Raw genomic sequence first — 15,392 nt, 5'->3', positions numbered from 1 at the left:
GATACTCAAGCGTCGAGGGGCTTATTCGATCGATCCCAACGTGTGGAATCCGCCGGCGTGAAACACGAGCGGAGGCGCGCTGTCGTCTTTCGCGCGCACGCCACAGCGCTCCACTTCGCCGACAAAGATCACGTGGTCGCCTTCGTCGTAGCGGCTGCGATTGTGGCATTCGAACCAGGCAATCGCGCCGTCGAGCACTGGCATGCCGGTGTCGCCCGCCGCGTGCGAGACGCCCGCGAAGCGGTCGCCCTTGACCGTGGCGAAGCGCCGGCAAAGCTCCAGTTGCGATGCCGCGAGCACGTTCACCACATAGTGACTATTGGCGCGAAACACCGGCATCGAAGCCGACTTGGTGGCGAGACTCCACAGCACGAGCGGCGGGTCGAGCGATACCGAGTTAAACGAACTGGCCGTGATGCCGATCAACTGCCCGGATTCGGTGCGCGTGGTGATGACGGTCACACCCGTCGCAAACTGGCCGAGCGCGGCGCGGAATTCTTTCGGATCGAAGTTCGGGGTTTTGGCGCTTGTCATCGGGCAAAGTCGTCTTGTTTTTTCGCCGACCTGACGAGTTTCGCTTGGAGCGAGAGGACTTGTCATCGGTTAGAAGTGTCTTGTTTTATGCCGATCCGAACGCGCGTTTCCTCGGGGCGAAAGGGCTTGTCATCAGGTGGTGGTATTTCGTCTTGCCGAACCGGATACGTGTTGCATTCGAATCGGAAGGATCTGTTCTCGTGTTGTCTAAAAGCTGGAGATTGGCTCGATTCTAGCGGAATCAGCCGTCCGGAACCGCCATAAGCCAGCGTCGGCAGTGTGGCCAACGCCGCTTTGTAAAAGCCGGTAAGCTCGGAGCAAGCCCTTCGCGCGCATTGGAAACATCGAAGAAACCGTGGGGAATGTTGAAGAAGCGGCGAGGCGCATCCATATGGGTGATCCGCGGCATGGCCGCATGCACTTGACGAGGAGTTGCGCATGACCCAGCAGAATGAGCAGGCGAGAACCGAAACCGCGACGCTCGGCGGCGGTTGCTTCTGGTGCACGGAAGCGGTGTTTCTGGCGGTCGAAGGCGTGGTGTCGGTCGAATCCGGCTATGCGGGCGGCAAGGTGGTCGATCCGTCGTACGAACAGGTCTGCGACGGCGAAACCGGCCACGCGGAAGTGGTGAAGGTCGTGTTCGATCCGGCGATCATCAGCTACCGCGAAGTGCTTGAGATTTTCTTCGCGACGCACGATCCGACGCAGCTCAATCGCCAGGGTAATGACGTGGGCACACAGTATCGCTCGGCGGTGTTCACGCATTCGGACGAGCAACGCAAGGTCGCGCTCGAAGTGATCGATGAACTGCAGCGCGAGGATGTCTTCGGCGGCAAGATCGTCACGCAGGTCACCGCGCTCGACAACGACTACTATCCGGCCGAAGCGTATCACCAGAACTACTTCGAGCAGCATCCGAACCAGGGGTATTGCGCGGCGGTCGTCGGCCCGAAGGTCGCGAAGTTCCGCAAGAAGTTTGCGCATCGGTTGAAGAAGTGAAGGGCGGGGCGATGTGGAGGCCGCGCTTGAGGGCGGTCTGCATACCGTGTCGGAGCCGAGAAGTCGCCGCGTTCAGTCCATGCCATAAGGCGAGGCATCCTGGCGCTCAAGTCGCGCTTGAAGCAAAGACGTGACGGCATGCGAGCGGTGCCTGAAGTGCGGCTCGATAGCGGTGGACAGAGCGTTCAGCCAGTACGCCGGGGAGCCCGGTCGATTTCAGCCGTCGCACGTTATAGCTTTACCGCTAGCCGCGTTGTACGCGCTCGCATTCCCGCGCAATCCCACGCGCAAGCTCGAAGCACGTAAGCGGCGCGGAGCCCTCTGCCTTGTTGTTCGCCGCGATGACCACCGGCTGGCCCGCGATCGCATATCGCGCGGCCAGTTCGGCCAGCGCCTCGCGCGTGTCGCGGTCTTCATCGACTATTTGGTCGAACGGCTCGTACTTCGCCTTCGCCTGTTCGTAGCGAAAGCCGCTGTGCAAACTCCAGCGCACGACGAGCGGCCCTAGCGTTTCTTCGTCCAGCAACGCGAGCGCCTTCGCCTGGCGACGCACGTCCGGCATGCGCGCGTGCACGCCGATGCAATAGCGCACGTTCGCGTCCCGCAGCGCGCGTATGAAGCGCGGTGTCAGCATGACGGCGTCGCGCAATTCGACGGCGTAACGCGTCTCGCCTTCGAGCGGCGGAAGCGCGCCGAGAAACGCCGCCAACCGGTCGATGAAGCGCGATGGCTCGACGATCATCGCATCCGGCAGCGGCGAGAACTGGAACACGAGCGCGCCGGCTTTCGTCCCAAGCCCGCCGATGCACGGCGTCACGAATTCGTCGATGGCAATCCGCGCGTTCAGAAACGCGGGGTTCTCCGCATCGGGCGCGCCGCGCTGGCCGCGGATAAAGGCGTCGGTGACGGCGGCAGGCGCCTTCACGATGAAGCGAAAGTGCTCCGGCACCTGGCTCGCATACCGCGCGTAGTCGGCGAGCGAAAGCGGTGCGTAGAACGAGCGGTCGATGGACACGCAGCGCAACAACGGATGCGCGCTGTAGGCGGTGAGGCCGTCGCGCGAGAGCTTCGTGTTCGAATACGCGTCGCCATAGACGATTCCGCGCCAGCCCGGAAACGACCACGTCGATGTGCCGAGATGAATGGCTTCGGGCAGTTGTTTCGCGAGCGCGTCGAGATCGGCGTTCAATGGCGCGGGCAGGACGCCGCGTGCCTTCGGCTGGCTCGCGGGCTTGCGCGGCGCGGGTTCGTCGAACAGGTCGGGTTCTGTTGCTTGCCCGTTTTCCGCCGACGCCGGCAGGCACTCTGGCTCACCGGCTGGCGCAATCTCACTCGGCGCCGTGTCGTCGAGCAGGGAGCCCTGCGCGTCGCCGTCACGCGCAGCGTCCTCTTCCGGAAACTTCGATCCCTGCTTCAGAGCGCCTTCTCGTAAATGTATTTCCGCGACCACGGCAAGGTCGTCGCGCTGCGGCCCGCCTTGCGGCACACCACTTGGTAGATCGACACGTCGTCGTTCTCGAACGCGTACGCGCAACCCGCGAGATACACGCGCCAGATGCGGAATTTTTCGTCATCGACGAGCTTCTTGGCTTGCTCGGCGTTTGCCTCGAAGCTCTCGGCCCAGATGTCGAGCGTGCGGGCGTAATGCCGGCGCAAGCTTTCGATGTCGATCGCTTCCAGCCCGCCGCGCTGCATGCTTTCAAGCGCGAGACCGATATGCGGCAACTCGCCATCCGGAAACACGTAGCGGTCGATAAACTCGCCGCCGCCGAGCGCGGTCTCGCCGCTGTCGGCGTCGGATGACGTGATGCCGTGATTCATCGCGACGCCGTCATCGACCAGCAGATCGCGAATCTTTGCAAAGTAGCCCGGCAGATTCTTGCGTCCGACGTGCTCGAACATGCCCACGCTCGTGATGCGGTCGAATTGCCCCGGCACGTCGCGATAATCTTGCAGACGGATTTCGATCTGATCTTCGAGGCCCGCATCTTTCACGCGCTGCGTCGCGAGCTTGAACTGGTTTTCCGAGAGCGTCACGCCCACGCACTTCGCGCCGAACTTCTGCGCGGCGCGGATCACGAGCGCGCCCCAGCCGCAGCCAATGTCGAGCAAACGATGGCCCGGCTGCACTTGAATCTTGGTCAGGATGTGATCGATCTTCTTGATCTGCGCGGTGGCCAAATCTTCGTCGCCGTTTTCGAAGTACGCGCACGAGTACACCATGTTCTTGTCGAGCCAGAGCTGATAGAACTCGTTCGACACATCGTAGTGGTACTGAATGGCCTTCTTGTCCGACGCCTTCGAGTGATTGAAGTAGCGCCGCACGCGAGCCAGCTTGCCCGCGCTCGTGACGGTGTTCTTCGCGAGCGAATAACCGACGTTGATGATGTCCGAGAGCTTGCCCTCGATATCGATCTTGCCTTTCACGTACGCTTCACCGAGATTGTCGAGACTTGGTTCCAGCAGATAAGGCAGCGCCGTCGCGCTCTTTACGTGCAACGTGACTTGCGGCGCGGCGAACTGCCCGAAGTCGTGCTGCTGTCCATCCCAAAGCACGAGGCGCGCAGGCAGGTTGGCCCTGGCCCGCACTTCCTCGACCCATTGCGTCAGCTTCTTCTCCCAGAACATGCTTGCTTCTCCGCGCTAAAGAAAATCAAGGGGAAGGCCCGCCGTGCCGGTTCTGGATGCCCGTGCATCGACGCGCCTTCATGTTCGTTGCCGTGGTGCTGCGTTTTATGACGACGTACTGCCTGCTACCGGACCCGTCTTAGGGTGCGAGCCTCTTGATATCCCACGGGCCGTCCGCGCGCTCGCGCTCATAGACGATGCGGTCATGCAGCCGCGACGGACGTCCCTGCCAGAATTCGATGGTGTCCGGCACGAGCCGGTAGCCGCCCCAATGTGGCGGGCGCGGCGGTGCGTCGCCGAATTTTTCGATCATTTCGCGCTCGCGCGCTTCGAGCGCCTCGCGGCTTTCGAGCGGCTGACTCTGTTCCGACGCCCACGCGCCAATGCGCGATCCGAGCGGCCGGGACTGAAAATAGGCATCGCTTTCCTCGGCGCTCGTCTTGACGATCACGCCTTCGACACGCACCTGACGTTCGAGCTCGATCCAGTGGAACAGCAGACTTGCCGCGGGATTGGCGGCGATTTCGCGGCCTTTGCGGCTATCGTAATTGGTAAAAAAAACGAAGCCACGTTCGTCGAACCCCTTGATCAGCACGATGCGCGCGGAGGGCCGGCCGTTCTCGTCGACGGTGGCCAAGGTCATGGCGTTGGGTTCGGGCAGTTTCGCGTCGAGCGCCTGGGCGAACCAGGTGTCGAACTGGCGCACCGGGTCCGGCGCGACGTCGGCGGCATCGAGTGAGCCGCGAGAATAATTTTTGCGAAGGTCTGCGAGGGTGGTCATTTTTATGCAAACGCTACAGTCGGCGTCAGTATAGCCAAGGTGGTTCTTTCTTGCCCTTGCCGTGGTGAATTCGGTCCAGCTATCACCCCTTGGGTTTCGATAAGGCAGAATACGCAATTCGCGCGCTTTCTGCATGAATGGTCTACCAACTTTGTCAATTAGACAGGCGCTTGTAAGCTATGCCTGACGGGCCGCAGCGGCGTTTGGCTTGTTTTTGCCCATGCTCCGCGAAGCCCTCCCGCGCTTTTTCGGTTTCTGCTTCCACCTATGACTGCCACCATCGCTCCCAACGAGTCACCTTCCGCCGACGAGATCGCCGACCGCGACCGACGCTTCGGCGGCATCGCGCGTCTGTATGGCGCGCCTGCGCTCGCGGCGTTCGAAGGCGCGCATGTCGCGGTGATCGGCATAGGCGGCGTGGGATCGTGGGTGGCTGAAGCGCTGGCGCGCAGCGCAATCGGCAAGCTCACGTTGATCGATCTCGACAACGTCGCCGAAAGCAACACCAACCGGCAGATCCACGCGCTCGACGGCAACTACGGCAAGGCCAAGGTCACGGCGATGGCAGAGCGCATCCGTTTGATCGATCCCGCCTGCGACGTGCGGCAGATCGAGGACTTCGTGGAGCCGGGTAACTTCGATGCGATGCTCGGCGGCGGTTTCGACTTCATCGTCGATGCCATCGACAGCGTGCGCACGAAAACCGCGCTCATTGCGTGGTGTGTTGCAAACAAGCAGCCGCTGATCACGGTGGGCGGCGCGGGCGGGCAGCTCGATCCGACGCGTATTCGCATCGACGACCTGGCGTCGACCATTCAGGACCCGCTGCTTTCGAAAGTGCGCGGCCAGTTGCGCAAATTGCATGGCTTTCCGCGCGGACCGAAGGCGCGTTTCAAGGTCAGCGCGGTATATTCGGACGAGCCGCTCATTTACCCGGAAGCGGCCGCTTGCGATATCAGCGAGGGCGCGGAGCATCTAGAAACCGGCGCGGGATACGCGGGCCCGGTCGGGCTGAATTGCGCGGGTTTCGGGTCCAGCGTGTGTGTGACGGCGAGCTTTGGGTTCGCGGCGGCGGCGTTCGTGCTTCGGGCGTTGGCGAAGAAGGCGGCTTAGGGCGGCAGGTTCTTGCGGGGACGTAAAAACGGCGCGCGGATAAAGTCACAGAAGCGTGAATGGTGGTGGCTTGCGTCGATGGCAGGTCGGTTTTCGCACGAATATGACGAGCTGGCGTCGCGGCAAACCCGCCAGTTGCATGCATGCACGCGAGTCGACGTGGCCACACGGCGAACATGCGCTGCTTGACGTCACGCGGCGAACCGCAGCCAACAAAAAACGGCCAGCTTCCACGAGCTGGCCGTTTCTGCATCCACGAGCCGATCATGCATGCTCAATTCATCGCGGCACTCAGCCTGCGCCGCCAGTACGCCACGACATCCGGCTGATTCGCCGCGAGTTCGAACACCGATAGCATCGTCTTGCGGCCGACGTCGTCCATGAACGCGCGATCGCCCACGACGATTTCGAGCAGATGTTCCAGCGCACCACCATAATCGCGGCCGGCAATCAAACGGTTCGCAAGCGCAAAGCGCGCTTCGAGATCGTCCGGTTTCGCGTGCACCGCCGCGATGAGATCGTCGGCGGGCGGCAGTCCGGCGGCTGCATCGGCGGCGTCGAGTTCGGTCTTGAGCGCGTTATAGCGCGCGTCGATGCCCTGCGTCGTCTTAGGCGAAAGCAGCTTGTCTTCTTCCTTCGCTTCGTCGATCCGCCGTTCCGCGATCAGCCATTCGATCAAATCGAGGCGCGCATCTTCGTAACTCGGATCGAGCGCGATCGTGGCCTTGATGCGATCGATCGCGTCCTTGCGGTTACCGCTCGCCCACGCGTCGTGCGCGGCGCGGCGCTCGGCTTCGGCGCCAGCGGGCACGAGCCGGTCGAGAAACTCGCGCAATTGGCCCTCCGGCAACACGCCGATGAACTGGTCCACTGGCCGGCCTTCCGCAAACGCGATCACGTGCGGAATGCTGCGCACCTGGAAGTGCTGCGCGAGTTCCTGATTCTCGTCGACATTCACCTTGACGAGCTTCCAGTTGCCGGCGGCTTCGGCTTCGAGCCGTTCCAGCATCGGACCGAGCGTCTTGCACGGGCCGCACCACGGAGCCCAGAAATCGACGAGAACGGGCGCGAGCATCGACGCATTGATGACGTCGTTTTCAAACGTAGCGAGGGTCGTTTCCATGCGTTCTCTCCTAATGCCTGCAATGTGTCTTGAAATTAGATGGGGACGCTTGCATAACTCTCAACGGCCACGGCGTTGATTCACGCCGATGCACGTCTCATGCCTCGGGCGCGCGATTCTCGCGGCGCGCGGGCGGCAGCGGAATGAACTCCGTCTCGCCGGGAACGTGCCCCATGCGCTGCTCGCTCCATGCCTGTTTCGCGGCCTCGATCTTGTCGCGCGAACTGGCGACGAAATTCCATTCGATGATGCGTGCCCCGTCGAGCGGCGCGCCACCGAGAATCATCACGCGCGCGCCGTTCGTGCTCTCGAAACGCACCGGCGCGCCCGGTTCGAGCACGGCCATTTGCTGTTCGGGCAGCGCTTGGCCGTCGATGGACAGATCGCCTTCGACGAGATACACGCCGCGTTCCTCGTGTTCGGTATCGAGCGTGAGCGCGCTGCCGCGAGCGAAATCGGCGGCGACGTAAAGCGTTGGCGAGAACGTGCGCGTGGGCGCTTGGGCGCCGAACGCGGTGCCCGCGATTACGCGCAAAGTCACGCCGTCGCGCTCGATTTGCGGCAAGGCGGACGCTGCGTGATGCTCGAACGAAGGCTCGACTTCCTCGCTTGCCACCGGCAGCGCGACCCAAGTCTGGATGCCATGCATCGTCTGGCCTCGCTCGCGTTCCTCGTCGGGCGTACGTTCCGAATGGACGATGCCGCGCCCGGCGGTCATCCAGTTGACGTCCCCGGGCACGATTTTCTGCACGGAGTCGACGCTGTCGCGATGCATGATCGCGCCTTCGAAGAGATACGTGACGGTTGCGAGCCCGATATGCGGATGCGGCCGTACATCCAGTCCCTGTCCGGGCACGAGGGTTGCGGGACCGATATGGTCGAAGAAGATGAAGGGTCCGACAGTGCGTGCCGCCAGTGCGGGGAGCACGCGCCTCACCGTGAGGCCGCCGACATCGTGTTGATGTGGTTTGAGCAGGACACGGATCGACGTGGACATTGGCGGTTCCGGTAGCTGACGCGCCGGTTGCGCGCCTGGAACCGCCGATTCTACCGGCCGCTGCGGCGATGCGCTCTCATCGGGGATGTGGAAAACGCTTCATCGACTTCGTGCGGAGTTACGCGTGCTTCACGTGTTTTTTACGAAGGGACCGCGCTTTTTGCAGCATGCGTGCAGAATTTGCGCAAACGTCAATTGATAGGAGAGGAAACCATGAGCAAGAATAAACTGTTGATCGCCATCACCGCGGGTCTTTTGAGCGCCACGGCTGCAACCGGCGCAATGGCCCAGACCTCGTCGGGCAACTCGTCGGCGGCCATGGGCCAGACCGACACTGGCGCGTCGACCGATGGCACGTCGTCGTCGGGCACGACCAAGCACAAGATGCGCAAGCACAGCGCGCATCCGTCGGCAGGCAAGAAGACGCCTGACGTCGAAACCGGCAACAATGCGGCAGCGGAATCCGGCCAAAGCAAGTAAGCGGTCTGGATTGCTGTGAAGCGCCCGCGCATCCCTTGGGAGGCGCGGGCGTTTTTTTGTCTGCAGGCGCCAAGACGGCAAGGCGTTGTGAGCGCAGTTTTTCACAAGCCACCGCAGAGTGCGCCCCGCTAAACTCGTGTGACTTTCAATCGAAGTGCACGAAGGAGCGGCGATGTCGCCAAGGGACTTGTTGATTGCGTCGGTGGTGATTCTCGCGTGGGGCGTGAATTTCGTTGTCATCAAACTGGGTTTGCACGGCGTGCCGCCGTTCTTGCTGGGCGCCTTGCGATTCGCGCTGGCCGCGGTGCCGGTCTTCTTCGTCAAGCGCCCGCGAATTCCGCTGCGCTGGCTTTTCGCTTATGGCCTTTCCATTTCGTTCGGCCAGTTTGCGTTGTTGTTCTATGGCATGTCGGTCGGCATGCCGGCGGGACTTGCTTCGCTCGTCTTGCAGGCGCAGGCGTTCTTCACCTTGATCTTCGCCGCCTTCATGCTTGGCGAGCGCATCCGCGCGATGAACATAGCTGGACTCTTGATCGCGGCGGCCGGGCTAGCGCTGATCGGCATGCAGGGCGGCCACGCGATGACCCTCACAGGGTTCTTGTTCACGCTTGGCGCGGCGTCGATGTGGGCGCTTGGCAATGTCGTCACGAAGCGCATGGGCAAAGTCGACTTGCTGTCGCTCGTAGTGTGGGCGAGCCTGATACCGCCGCTGCCGTTTCTTGCGTTGTCGTTGATTTTCGAGGGCCAGGCGCGCATTGAAGCGAGCCTTGCGGCGATCCCGTCGATATCGATTTTCGCGATCGTTTACCTCTCGTTCATCGCGACCATCATTGGCTACAGCTTGTGGGGCAAATTGCTTGCGCGCTATCCGGCGGCGCAGGTCGCACCGTTCTCGTTATTGGTGCCGGTGATAGGCATTGCATCGGCGGCGGTGTTTCTGGGCGAGGCGCTGACACCGGCGGAAGTAGCGGGTGCGGCGCTGGTAATGGCGGGATTGGCGGTCAATGTATTCGGCGCACGCTTGAAAACAGAGACTATTCCCCGTCCCGCGATAAAAAAAACCGCGAAAAATGAACCCTTAAAGTGAAGGCGGCTAAAGAAAAAAGCAATACAACGGCCGACTTCCTTGGAAGTGCCAGAGAAGAAACTCGAACAGCGACTCCGAAAAAAGCTTTGGTCTTGTGAGTTTTACCGAGAGCGTGAGTGGAGGGGGAGTGCACAAAGGGTTTGTGGTAAATAGCGGGGAACCAGTTGTGCTTCAGAAGCCGGTTCGAAAGCTGCTTTCTTTGGTTCCTTTCTTTGCAGCAGCAAAGAAAGGGACCCCACCGCCGGGGAGGCGGCTACTGAACAGAAACGCAAGGCAACGGCTCGATTCATCAGAAGCGCAAAAAAACATCAGACCGCAAAAGAGGTCCCAGCGCAGTCAAAAAAATCCGCATGCCTAGTAATTGATTACCACGAGCGCGAGCAATGGGAAGTGCCCAAAGGGTTTGTGAGAAACAGCGGGGAACCAGTTGTGCTTCAGAAGCCGGTTCCAAAGCTGCTTTCTTTGGTTCCTTTCTTTGCAGCAGCAAAGAAGGGACCCCACCGCCGGGGAGGCGGCTACTGAACAGAAACGCAAGGCAACGGCTCGATTCATCAGAAGCGCAAAAAAACATCAGACCGCAAAAGAGGTCCCAGCGCAGTCAAAAAAATCCGCATGCCTAGTAATTGATTACCACGAGCGCGAGCAATGGGAAGTGCCCAAAGGGTTTGTGAGAAACAGCGGGGAACCAGTTGTGCTTCAGAAGCCGGTTCCAAAGCTGCTTTCTTTGGTTCCTTTCTTTGCAGCAGCAAAGAAAGGGACCCCACCGCCGGGGAGGCGGCTACTGAACGAGACTGCCCGAGAACCGCAAAAGAACCGCAAAAGAACCGCAAAAGAACCGCAAAAGAACCGCAAAAGAACCGCAAAAGAACCGCAAACCAACGTCTTCAAGTCATGCGACTCTTAGCCAAAGGCGGATTAGCAGCAAAATACCGCCTGATGCCTTTCATAATGGCGCTAGCCATCTTGTCCCGATAGGCATCATCGTTGAGTCGAGTCTCCTCATCCGGGTTACTGATAAACGCGGTTTCGACGAGAATCGAAGGAATATCCGGTGCCTTGAGCACGGCAAACCCTGCCTGTTCGACCGACCCCTTGTGCAGTTTGTTAATGCCCCCGATTTCATTCAGCACGAAACTCCCATACCGCATGGAATCGCGAATCTGCGCCGTAGTGGACATGTCGAAAAGCGCGCGATTCACGCTAGCGTCTTGCGATTTCACGTTGATGCCACCGACCTGATCCGACGAATTCTCCTTGGCGGCCATCCACCGCGCCGCCGCGCTCGACGCACCATGTTCCGACAACGCGAAAACGGAAGAACCACGCGCCGAAGACTCGGTAAACGCGTCCGCATGAATCGACACGAATAGATCGGCGCCGACACGCTGCGCCTTCTGCACACGCACATTGAGTGGCACGAAGAAATCGGCATCACGCGTCATCATGGCGCGCATGTTGGGTTGCGCGTCGATCTTCGCGCGCAGCTTCTTCGCGATATCGAGCGCAATGTGCTTCTCATACGTCCCCGCGCCGCCGATAGCGCCGGGATCTTCGCCACCGTGACCCGGATCGATGGCCACAGTCAGAAGGCGCGTCGTCCCCGAGCGATCCTGCTTGGGCTGCGAGAACGTGTATTGGTCGCTGTCGTCGTCATCCTTCTTCGCGATCACGGGCGGCACGACGCGCGACGGCTTCGGCACGGATGGCGCAGGCATAGGCGCAGGCTTCGGCGCCACCGACGCGGCGTTGTCCGGGGCATCGCCCTGAGCGTACTTCTGGAAAAATTCGTCGGTCGAATCCTGCGAGAGCGATTTCTGCGGCGTGGCCGGCCCCGAAAGCGTGGCGGGCGGCGGCGCGGAAGGATTCGGATTGGCGCGGTCGAAGGCCTCCTGCTTGTGCTCGGACTGCGCGAGCAGTTCCATCAGCGGATCGGGCGCGACGGCCGGGTAAAGATCGAACACGAGCCGATACTTGTAGCTGCCAATCGGCCCTAGCGTGAAGACCTGTGGCTTCACCGAACCCTTGAGGTCGAACACCATGCGCACGACATGCGGCTGGTACTGACCGACGCGCACCGATTGAATCTGAGGATCGTTCGGCGTGATCTTCGAGACGAGATCGCGCAGCGACTGATCCAGATCGATGCCGTTCAGATCCACGACGAGTCTGTCCGGGCCTTGCAGCGTCTGATTGCTGTTCGTGAGCGGCTGGTCGGATTCGATGGTCACGCGCGTGTAATCGCGCGCGGGCCACACGCGCACGCCGAGCACGGAACTCGCGTGCGCGAGCTTCGGTGCGACGAGCGCAAGCGCAAGCGTCGATGCGCCCGCGCGCAGCACCTGACGCCGCCGCCAGTTGTGCGGCGCGCTCGCACCCGATTCGATCGAATGAAACGGCTTGATCAGCATCTTTCGAGACATGTCTTTCCTGTTTCGCTAAACGCCCGCGCATTCAGCACGCGGCCTTCTTCGACTTCACGGCTCTCGTCGGGCAAGGCAAGTTCGAACACGAGGTCCGGCACGCCGAGCAGTCCGCCTGCTTGCTGCGGCCATTCGATGAGGCACACCGCGCCGCGATCGAAATACTCGCGAAAGCCGGCATCGGCCCATTCGGCGGGATCGGCGAATCGGTAGAGATCGAAGTGATAGACATCGAGCGGCCCGCCTGGCGTGTCGAGCGAATAGGGCTCGACGAGCGTATAAGTCGGACTCTTCACGCGGCCCGCATGACCGAGCGCGCGCAAGGTCGCGCGCACGAGCGTGGTCTTGCCCGCGCCCAAGTCACCGATCAACTGGACCTGCAAGCCCGAAAAACGTTCGGCCGAAGTTTGCTTGCGCGTCTCGTCGATGGCGCGTGCGAAGCGTTCCCCGAAGGCGAGCGTTGCCGCTTCGTCGCGCAGATCGAAGCGGCGTTCGAGGAGCGCGGAAGGAAAATCAGGCGTCGTTCGTACAGGGCTTTCGGGCATTGCTCGTAAAATGTCGTGATGAACCGATTGCCGGAACATTCCGTTGAAATCACGACCGCGTCCAGCGACGCCGCCGATGAGTCGCGCGCCTTGCATCACGTCGAACTAGGCGATGAGGCCGCGCTGGCGGAACTCGCGCTACGCATCAAGACGTGGGGGCGCGAGTTGGGATTCGGTGCGGTTGGTATCGGCGATACCGACCTGACGGATGCCGAGGAAGGCCTTGCCAGTTGGCTTGAAGCAGGCTATCACGGCGAGATGGATTATATGGCCAAACATGGGATGAAACGCGCAAGGCCCGCCGAGCTTGTGGCCGGCACGCGACGGGTCATCACGGCGCGCATGGCTTATCTGCCTGGCGCGACGCTCGAGCACAAGGGCGCTGAAAGTGTCGCGACAGCCGATGGTCAGAAGAACGACTGGCGCGCCGTCGAATGGTCGCGCCTGAGCGATCCATCGCAGGCGATGGTCTCGATCTACGCACGCGGCCGCGATTATCACAAGGTCATGCGCAACCGGCTGCAGCAACTGGCCGAGCGCATCGAAGCTGCCATCGGGCCGTTCGGGCATCGCGCGTTCACGGACTCCGCGCCGGTTCTCGAAGTCGCGCTGGCGCAGAAAGCAAGCGTCGGCTGGCGTGGCAAGCATACGTTGCTGCTCGATCGCGATGCCGGTTCACTCTTTTTCATCGGCGAGATTTACGTCGATATTGCATTGCCCGTCGACCCGCATCCCGAGACGGACGGCGCGCATTGCGGGCAGTGCACGCGCTGTATCGGCGCATGTCCGACTGGCGCGATCGTGGCGCCGTATCGCGTGGATGCGCGGCGCTGCATCTCGTATCTGACGATAGAACTTCAAGGCAGTATTCCCGAGGAGATGCGGCCTTTGATCGGCAACCGCGTGTACGGGTGCGACGATTGTCAGCTAGTGTGTCCGTGGAACAAGTTCGCGCAAGCCGCGCCGGTCGTGGACTTCGATGTGCGGCATGGGCTCGATCGTTCCACGCTCGTCGAGTTGTTTGCGTGGAGCGCCGAGGACTTCGACACGCGCATGCAGGGCAGCGCGATCCGGCGTATCGGACACGAGCGATGGCTGCGCAATATCGCGGTGGCGATGGGCAATGCACTGCGCGCGTCGCTCGAAAGCGTGGAGCGCGAGCGTATCGTGCAAGCGTTGCAGGCGCGCATGGACGATCCTTCCGCGCTGGTTCGCGAGCATGTGCAATGGGCGCTCGCGCAGCGCGCGGCGCCAGACGAAATAGCGAGGCCGGCATGAAGCATTTCGATGCAGTGATCGACGCGCCCTTCGGCAAAGTCGGCATTCGCGCCGACGAGCGAGCCGTGCGCGAGATCGTCTATCTTTCGGCCGAGGTCGAAAGCATCGAGTCGGACAAGCCGCTCGTGCAACAAGCCATCGCACAGATTCGCCAATATTTCGAGCAACCCGCCATGCGTTTCGATCTGTCGCTCGGCACCGGCGGCACGGCGTTTCAAGAGCGCGTGTGGAAGGGCATTTCTGGCATCGCGGCGGGACAAGTGTGGACCTACGGCCAGCTCGCGCGCGAAGTCGGCAGCGTGCCGCGCGCGGTCGGGCAAGCGTGCGGCTCCAATCCGCTGCCGATCGTGATACCGTGCCACCGGGTGGTTTCATCGAGCGGGATAGGCGGCTTCGCGCATACGCCCGGCGATGGCTTTTTTCGTGACGTGAAGCGCTGGTTGCTGGCGCATGAGGGTGTATCGATCGCATGAGCGCAATCGCCGAGGAACTGCCGACGCCGGAACTGATCGCGAGTTCGGACTCGATCGATCTCTTTTGCGACGCGCTCTGGCTCGAACACGGGCTCGCCAAGAATTCGCTCGAAGCGTATCGCCGCGACCTGAAGCTCTTCGCCGAATGGCTCGCGAAGACGCGCGGCGGGTCCATCGACACGGCGAGTGAAAGCGACTTGAACGGCTACATGGCCGCGCGCCGTGGCGACAAGGCGACCTCCGCGAACCGGCGTCTGTCCGTGTTCCGCCGATATTACGGCTGGGCGTTGCGCGAGCATCGCGCGACGGTCGATCCAACTTTGAAGCTGCGCTCGGCGAAGCAGCCGCCGCGCTTTCCATCGACGCTCAACGAAGCGCAAGTCGAAGCGCTGCTCGGCGCGCCGGACATCGAAACGCCACTCGGTCTGCGCGACCGCACCATGCTCGAACTGATGTATGCGAGCGGCCTGCGCGTCACCGAACTCGTCACCTTGAAGACGGTGGCCGTCGGCCTGAACGAAGGCGTGGTGCGCGTGATGGGCAAGGGCTCGAAGGAACGCCTCGTGCCCTTCGGCGAACAAGCGCATGAGTGGCTGATGCGTTATCTGCGTGAATCGCGTCCCGCGTTGCTAGGCGCGCGCGCCGCGGATGCGCTCTTCGTCACCTCGCGCGGCGAGGGCATGACGCGGCAGCAGTTCTGGAACATCATCAAGCGTCATGCGCTGAACGGCGGCGTGCAGGCGCCGCTTTCGCCGCACACGCTGCGTCACGCGTTCGCGACGCATCTGCTCAATCACGGCGCGGATTTGCGCGTCGTGCAGCTTCTGCTCGGTCACTCCGATATCTCGACCACGCAGATTTATACGCATGTCGCGCGCGAGCGCTTGCAAAAGCTGCATCGGGAGCATCATCCGCGCGGTTGACTTGTTCGCCA

General features: G+C 61.8%; 15 protein-coding genes. 7 read left to right on the top strand and 8 right to left on the bottom strand.

The window, feature by feature from the left end:
* Window positions 1-21: 21 nt before the first annotated feature.
* Entirely contained in the window at window positions 22-534 is a 513-nt protein-coding gene (locus NCR40_RS10915) for a flavin reductase family protein (RefSeq protein ID WP_250465581.1), read from the bottom strand.
* Window positions 535-972: 438 nt separating this feature from the next.
* On the opposite strand from NCR40_RS10915, the gene msrA reads away from it, so the two are divergent.
* On the top strand, window positions 973-1,533 hold the full coding sequence (gene msrA / locus NCR40_RS10910; protein WP_244826174.1) for a peptide-methionine (S)-S-oxide reductase MsrA: 561 nt from the start codon (window positions 973-975) through the stop codon (window positions 1,531-1,533).
* A 244-nt stretch (window positions 1,534-1,777) separates the two neighbouring features.
* On the opposite strand, the gene NCR40_RS10905 is transcribed toward msrA, so the two are convergent.
* From NCR40_RS10905 to pdxH, 3 genes are all read right to left on the bottom strand, one after another.
* Window positions 1,778-2,791, bottom strand: a complete 1,014-nt coding sequence (locus NCR40_RS10905; protein WP_250509516.1) for a DUF72 domain-containing protein — start codon at window positions 2,789-2,791, stop codon at window positions 1,778-1,780.
* A 155-nt stretch (window positions 2,792-2,946) separates the two neighbouring features.
* Window positions 2,947-4,161 (bottom strand): class I SAM-dependent methyltransferase, encoded by a 1,215-nt coding sequence (locus NCR40_RS10900; RefSeq protein WP_244826172.1) that lies wholly within the window; start codon window positions 4,159-4,161, stop codon window positions 2,947-2,949.
* A 139-nt stretch (window positions 4,162-4,300) separates the two neighbouring features.
* Window positions 4,301-4,942, bottom strand: a complete 642-nt coding sequence (gene pdxH, locus NCR40_RS10895; RefSeq protein ID WP_250465577.1) for a pyridoxamine 5'-phosphate oxidase — start codon at window positions 4,940-4,942, stop codon at window positions 4,301-4,303.
* Between the two features lie 267 nt (window positions 4,943-5,209).
* Here pdxH and NCR40_RS10890 point away from each other — a divergent pair, with 267 nt between their 5' ends.
* Complete coding sequence (locus tag NCR40_RS10890; protein ID WP_250509455.1) at window positions 5,210-6,055, top strand: tRNA threonylcarbamoyladenosine dehydratase; 846 nt, start codon at window positions 5,210-5,212, stop codon at window positions 6,053-6,055.
* A 274-nt stretch (window positions 6,056-6,329) separates the two neighbouring features.
* On the opposite strand, the gene trxA is transcribed toward NCR40_RS10890, so the two are convergent.
* Window positions 6,330-7,178: a thioredoxin gene (gene trxA / locus NCR40_RS10885; RefSeq protein ID WP_250509454.1), complete on the bottom strand. Its 849-nt coding sequence runs from the start codon at window positions 7,176-7,178 to the stop codon at window positions 6,330-6,332.
* A 97-nt stretch (window positions 7,179-7,275) separates the two neighbouring features.
* Complete coding sequence (locus tag NCR40_RS10880) at window positions 7,276-8,175, bottom strand: pirin family protein (protein WP_250465572.1); 900 nt, start codon at window positions 8,173-8,175, stop codon at window positions 7,276-7,278.
* Window positions 8,176-8,388: 213 nt separating this feature from the next.
* Between NCR40_RS10880 and NCR40_RS10875 the strand changes: the two genes are divergently transcribed.
* Together NCR40_RS10875 and NCR40_RS10870 are read left to right on the top strand one after the other, a co-directional pair.
* On the top strand, window positions 8,389-8,655 hold the full coding sequence (locus tag NCR40_RS10875; protein WP_244826168.1) for a hypothetical protein: 267 nt from the start codon (window positions 8,389-8,391) through the stop codon (window positions 8,653-8,655).
* A gap of 172 nt (window positions 8,656-8,827) precedes the next feature.
* Window positions 8,828-9,742 carry an EamA family transporter gene (locus tag NCR40_RS10870; protein ID WP_250509453.1) on the top strand — a complete coding sequence of 305 codons (915 nt, stop codon included), beginning with the start codon at window positions 8,828-8,830 and terminating at the stop codon, window positions 9,740-9,742.
* 884 nt (window positions 9,743-10,626) lie between these two features.
* On the opposite strand, the gene NCR40_RS10865 is transcribed toward NCR40_RS10870, so the two are convergent.
* Window positions 10,627-12,162, bottom strand: coding sequence for an N-acetylmuramoyl-L-alanine amidase (locus tag NCR40_RS10865; protein ID WP_250465569.1), 1,536 nt, complete (start codon window positions 12,160-12,162; stop codon window positions 10,627-10,629).
* The gene (gene tsaE / locus NCR40_RS10860) at window positions 12,144-12,707 is read right to left on the bottom strand and encodes a tRNA (adenosine(37)-N6)-threonylcarbamoyltransferase complex ATPase subunit type 1 TsaE (RefSeq protein WP_244826165.1); all 564 of its coding nucleotides are present in this window, start codon (window positions 12,705-12,707) and stop codon (window positions 12,144-12,146) included. Before tsaE ends, NCR40_RS10865 begins: the two co-directional genes overlap by 19 nt.
* An 18-nt stretch (window positions 12,708-12,725) precedes the next feature.
* Here tsaE and queG point away from each other — a divergent pair, with 18 nt between their 5' ends.
* The 3 genes from queG to xerD are packed head-to-tail and all read left to right on the top strand — an operon-like array spanning window position 12,726 to window position 15,381.
* Window positions 12,726-13,985: a tRNA epoxyqueuosine(34) reductase QueG gene (gene queG / locus NCR40_RS10855; protein ID WP_250509452.1), complete on the top strand. Its 1,260-nt coding sequence runs from the start codon at window positions 12,726-12,728 to the stop codon at window positions 13,983-13,985.
* Window positions 13,982-14,458 carry a methylated-DNA--[protein]-cysteine S-methyltransferase gene (locus NCR40_RS10850; protein ID WP_250509451.1) on the top strand — a complete coding sequence of 159 codons (477 nt, stop codon included), beginning with the start codon at window positions 13,982-13,984 and terminating at the stop codon, window positions 14,456-14,458. The genes queG and NCR40_RS10850 overlap by 4 nt, the downstream gene beginning before the upstream one ends.
* Window positions 14,455-15,381 carry a site-specific tyrosine recombinase XerD gene (gene xerD / locus NCR40_RS10845; protein ID WP_244826162.1) on the top strand — a complete coding sequence of 309 codons (927 nt, stop codon included), beginning with the start codon at window positions 14,455-14,457 and terminating at the stop codon, window positions 15,379-15,381. The genes NCR40_RS10850 and xerD overlap by 4 nt, the downstream gene beginning before the upstream one ends.
* The last annotated feature ends 11 nt before the right edge of the window (window positions 15,382-15,392 follow it).

The organism is Caballeronia sp. GACF4 (assembly GCF_023631025.1).
Lineage (GTDB): Bacteria > Pseudomonadota > Gammaproteobacteria > Burkholderiales > Burkholderiaceae > Caballeronia.
The sequence above is the reverse complement of the archived record's forward strand: the minus strand, read 5'-3'. Positions and strand labels throughout refer to the sequence as shown.

Coding starts and splice junctions, on each gene's coding strand:
- NCR40_RS10915 (WP_250465581.1), bottom strand. CDS start 534: ATGACAAGCGCCAAAACCCCGAACTTCGATCCGAAAGAATTCCGCGCC.
- msrA (WP_244826174.1), top strand. CDS start 973: ATGACCCAGCAGAATGAGCAGGCGAGAACCGAAACCGCGACGCTCGGC.
- NCR40_RS10900 (WP_244826172.1), bottom strand. CDS start 4,161: ATGTTCTGGGAGAAGAAGCTGACGCAATGGGTCGAGGAAGTGCGGGCC.
- pdxH (WP_250465577.1), bottom strand. CDS start 4,942: ATGACCACCCTCGCAGACCTTCGCAAAAATTATTCTCGCGGCTCACTC.
- NCR40_RS10890 (WP_250509455.1), top strand. CDS start 5,210: ATGACTGCCACCATCGCTCCCAACGAGTCACCTTCCGCCGACGAGATC.
- trxA (WP_250509454.1), bottom strand. CDS start 7,178: ATGGAAACGACCCTCGCTACGTTTGAAAACGACGTCATCAATGCGTCG.
- NCR40_RS10880 (WP_250465572.1), bottom strand. CDS start 8,175: ATGTCCACGTCGATCCGTGTCCTGCTCAAACCACATCAACACGATGTC.
- NCR40_RS10875 (WP_244826168.1), top strand. CDS start 8,389: ATGAGCAAGAATAAACTGTTGATCGCCATCACCGCGGGTCTTTTGAGC.
- NCR40_RS10870 (WP_250509453.1), top strand. CDS start 8,828: ATGTCGCCAAGGGACTTGTTGATTGCGTCGGTGGTGATTCTCGCGTGG.
- NCR40_RS10865 (WP_250465569.1), bottom strand. CDS start 12,162: ATGTCTCGAAAGATGCTGATCAAGCCGTTTCATTCGATCGAATCGGGT.
- tsaE (WP_244826165.1), bottom strand. CDS start 12,707: ATGCCCGAAAGCCCTGTACGAACGACGCCTGATTTTCCTTCCGCGCTC.
- queG (WP_250509452.1), top strand. CDS start 12,726: ATGAACCGATTGCCGGAACATTCCGTTGAAATCACGACCGCGTCCAGC.
- NCR40_RS10850 (WP_250509451.1), top strand. CDS start 13,982: ATGAAGCATTTCGATGCAGTGATCGACGCGCCCTTCGGCAAAGTCGGC.
- xerD (WP_244826162.1), top strand. CDS start 14,455: ATGAGCGCAATCGCCGAGGAACTGCCGACGCCGGAACTGATCGCGAGT.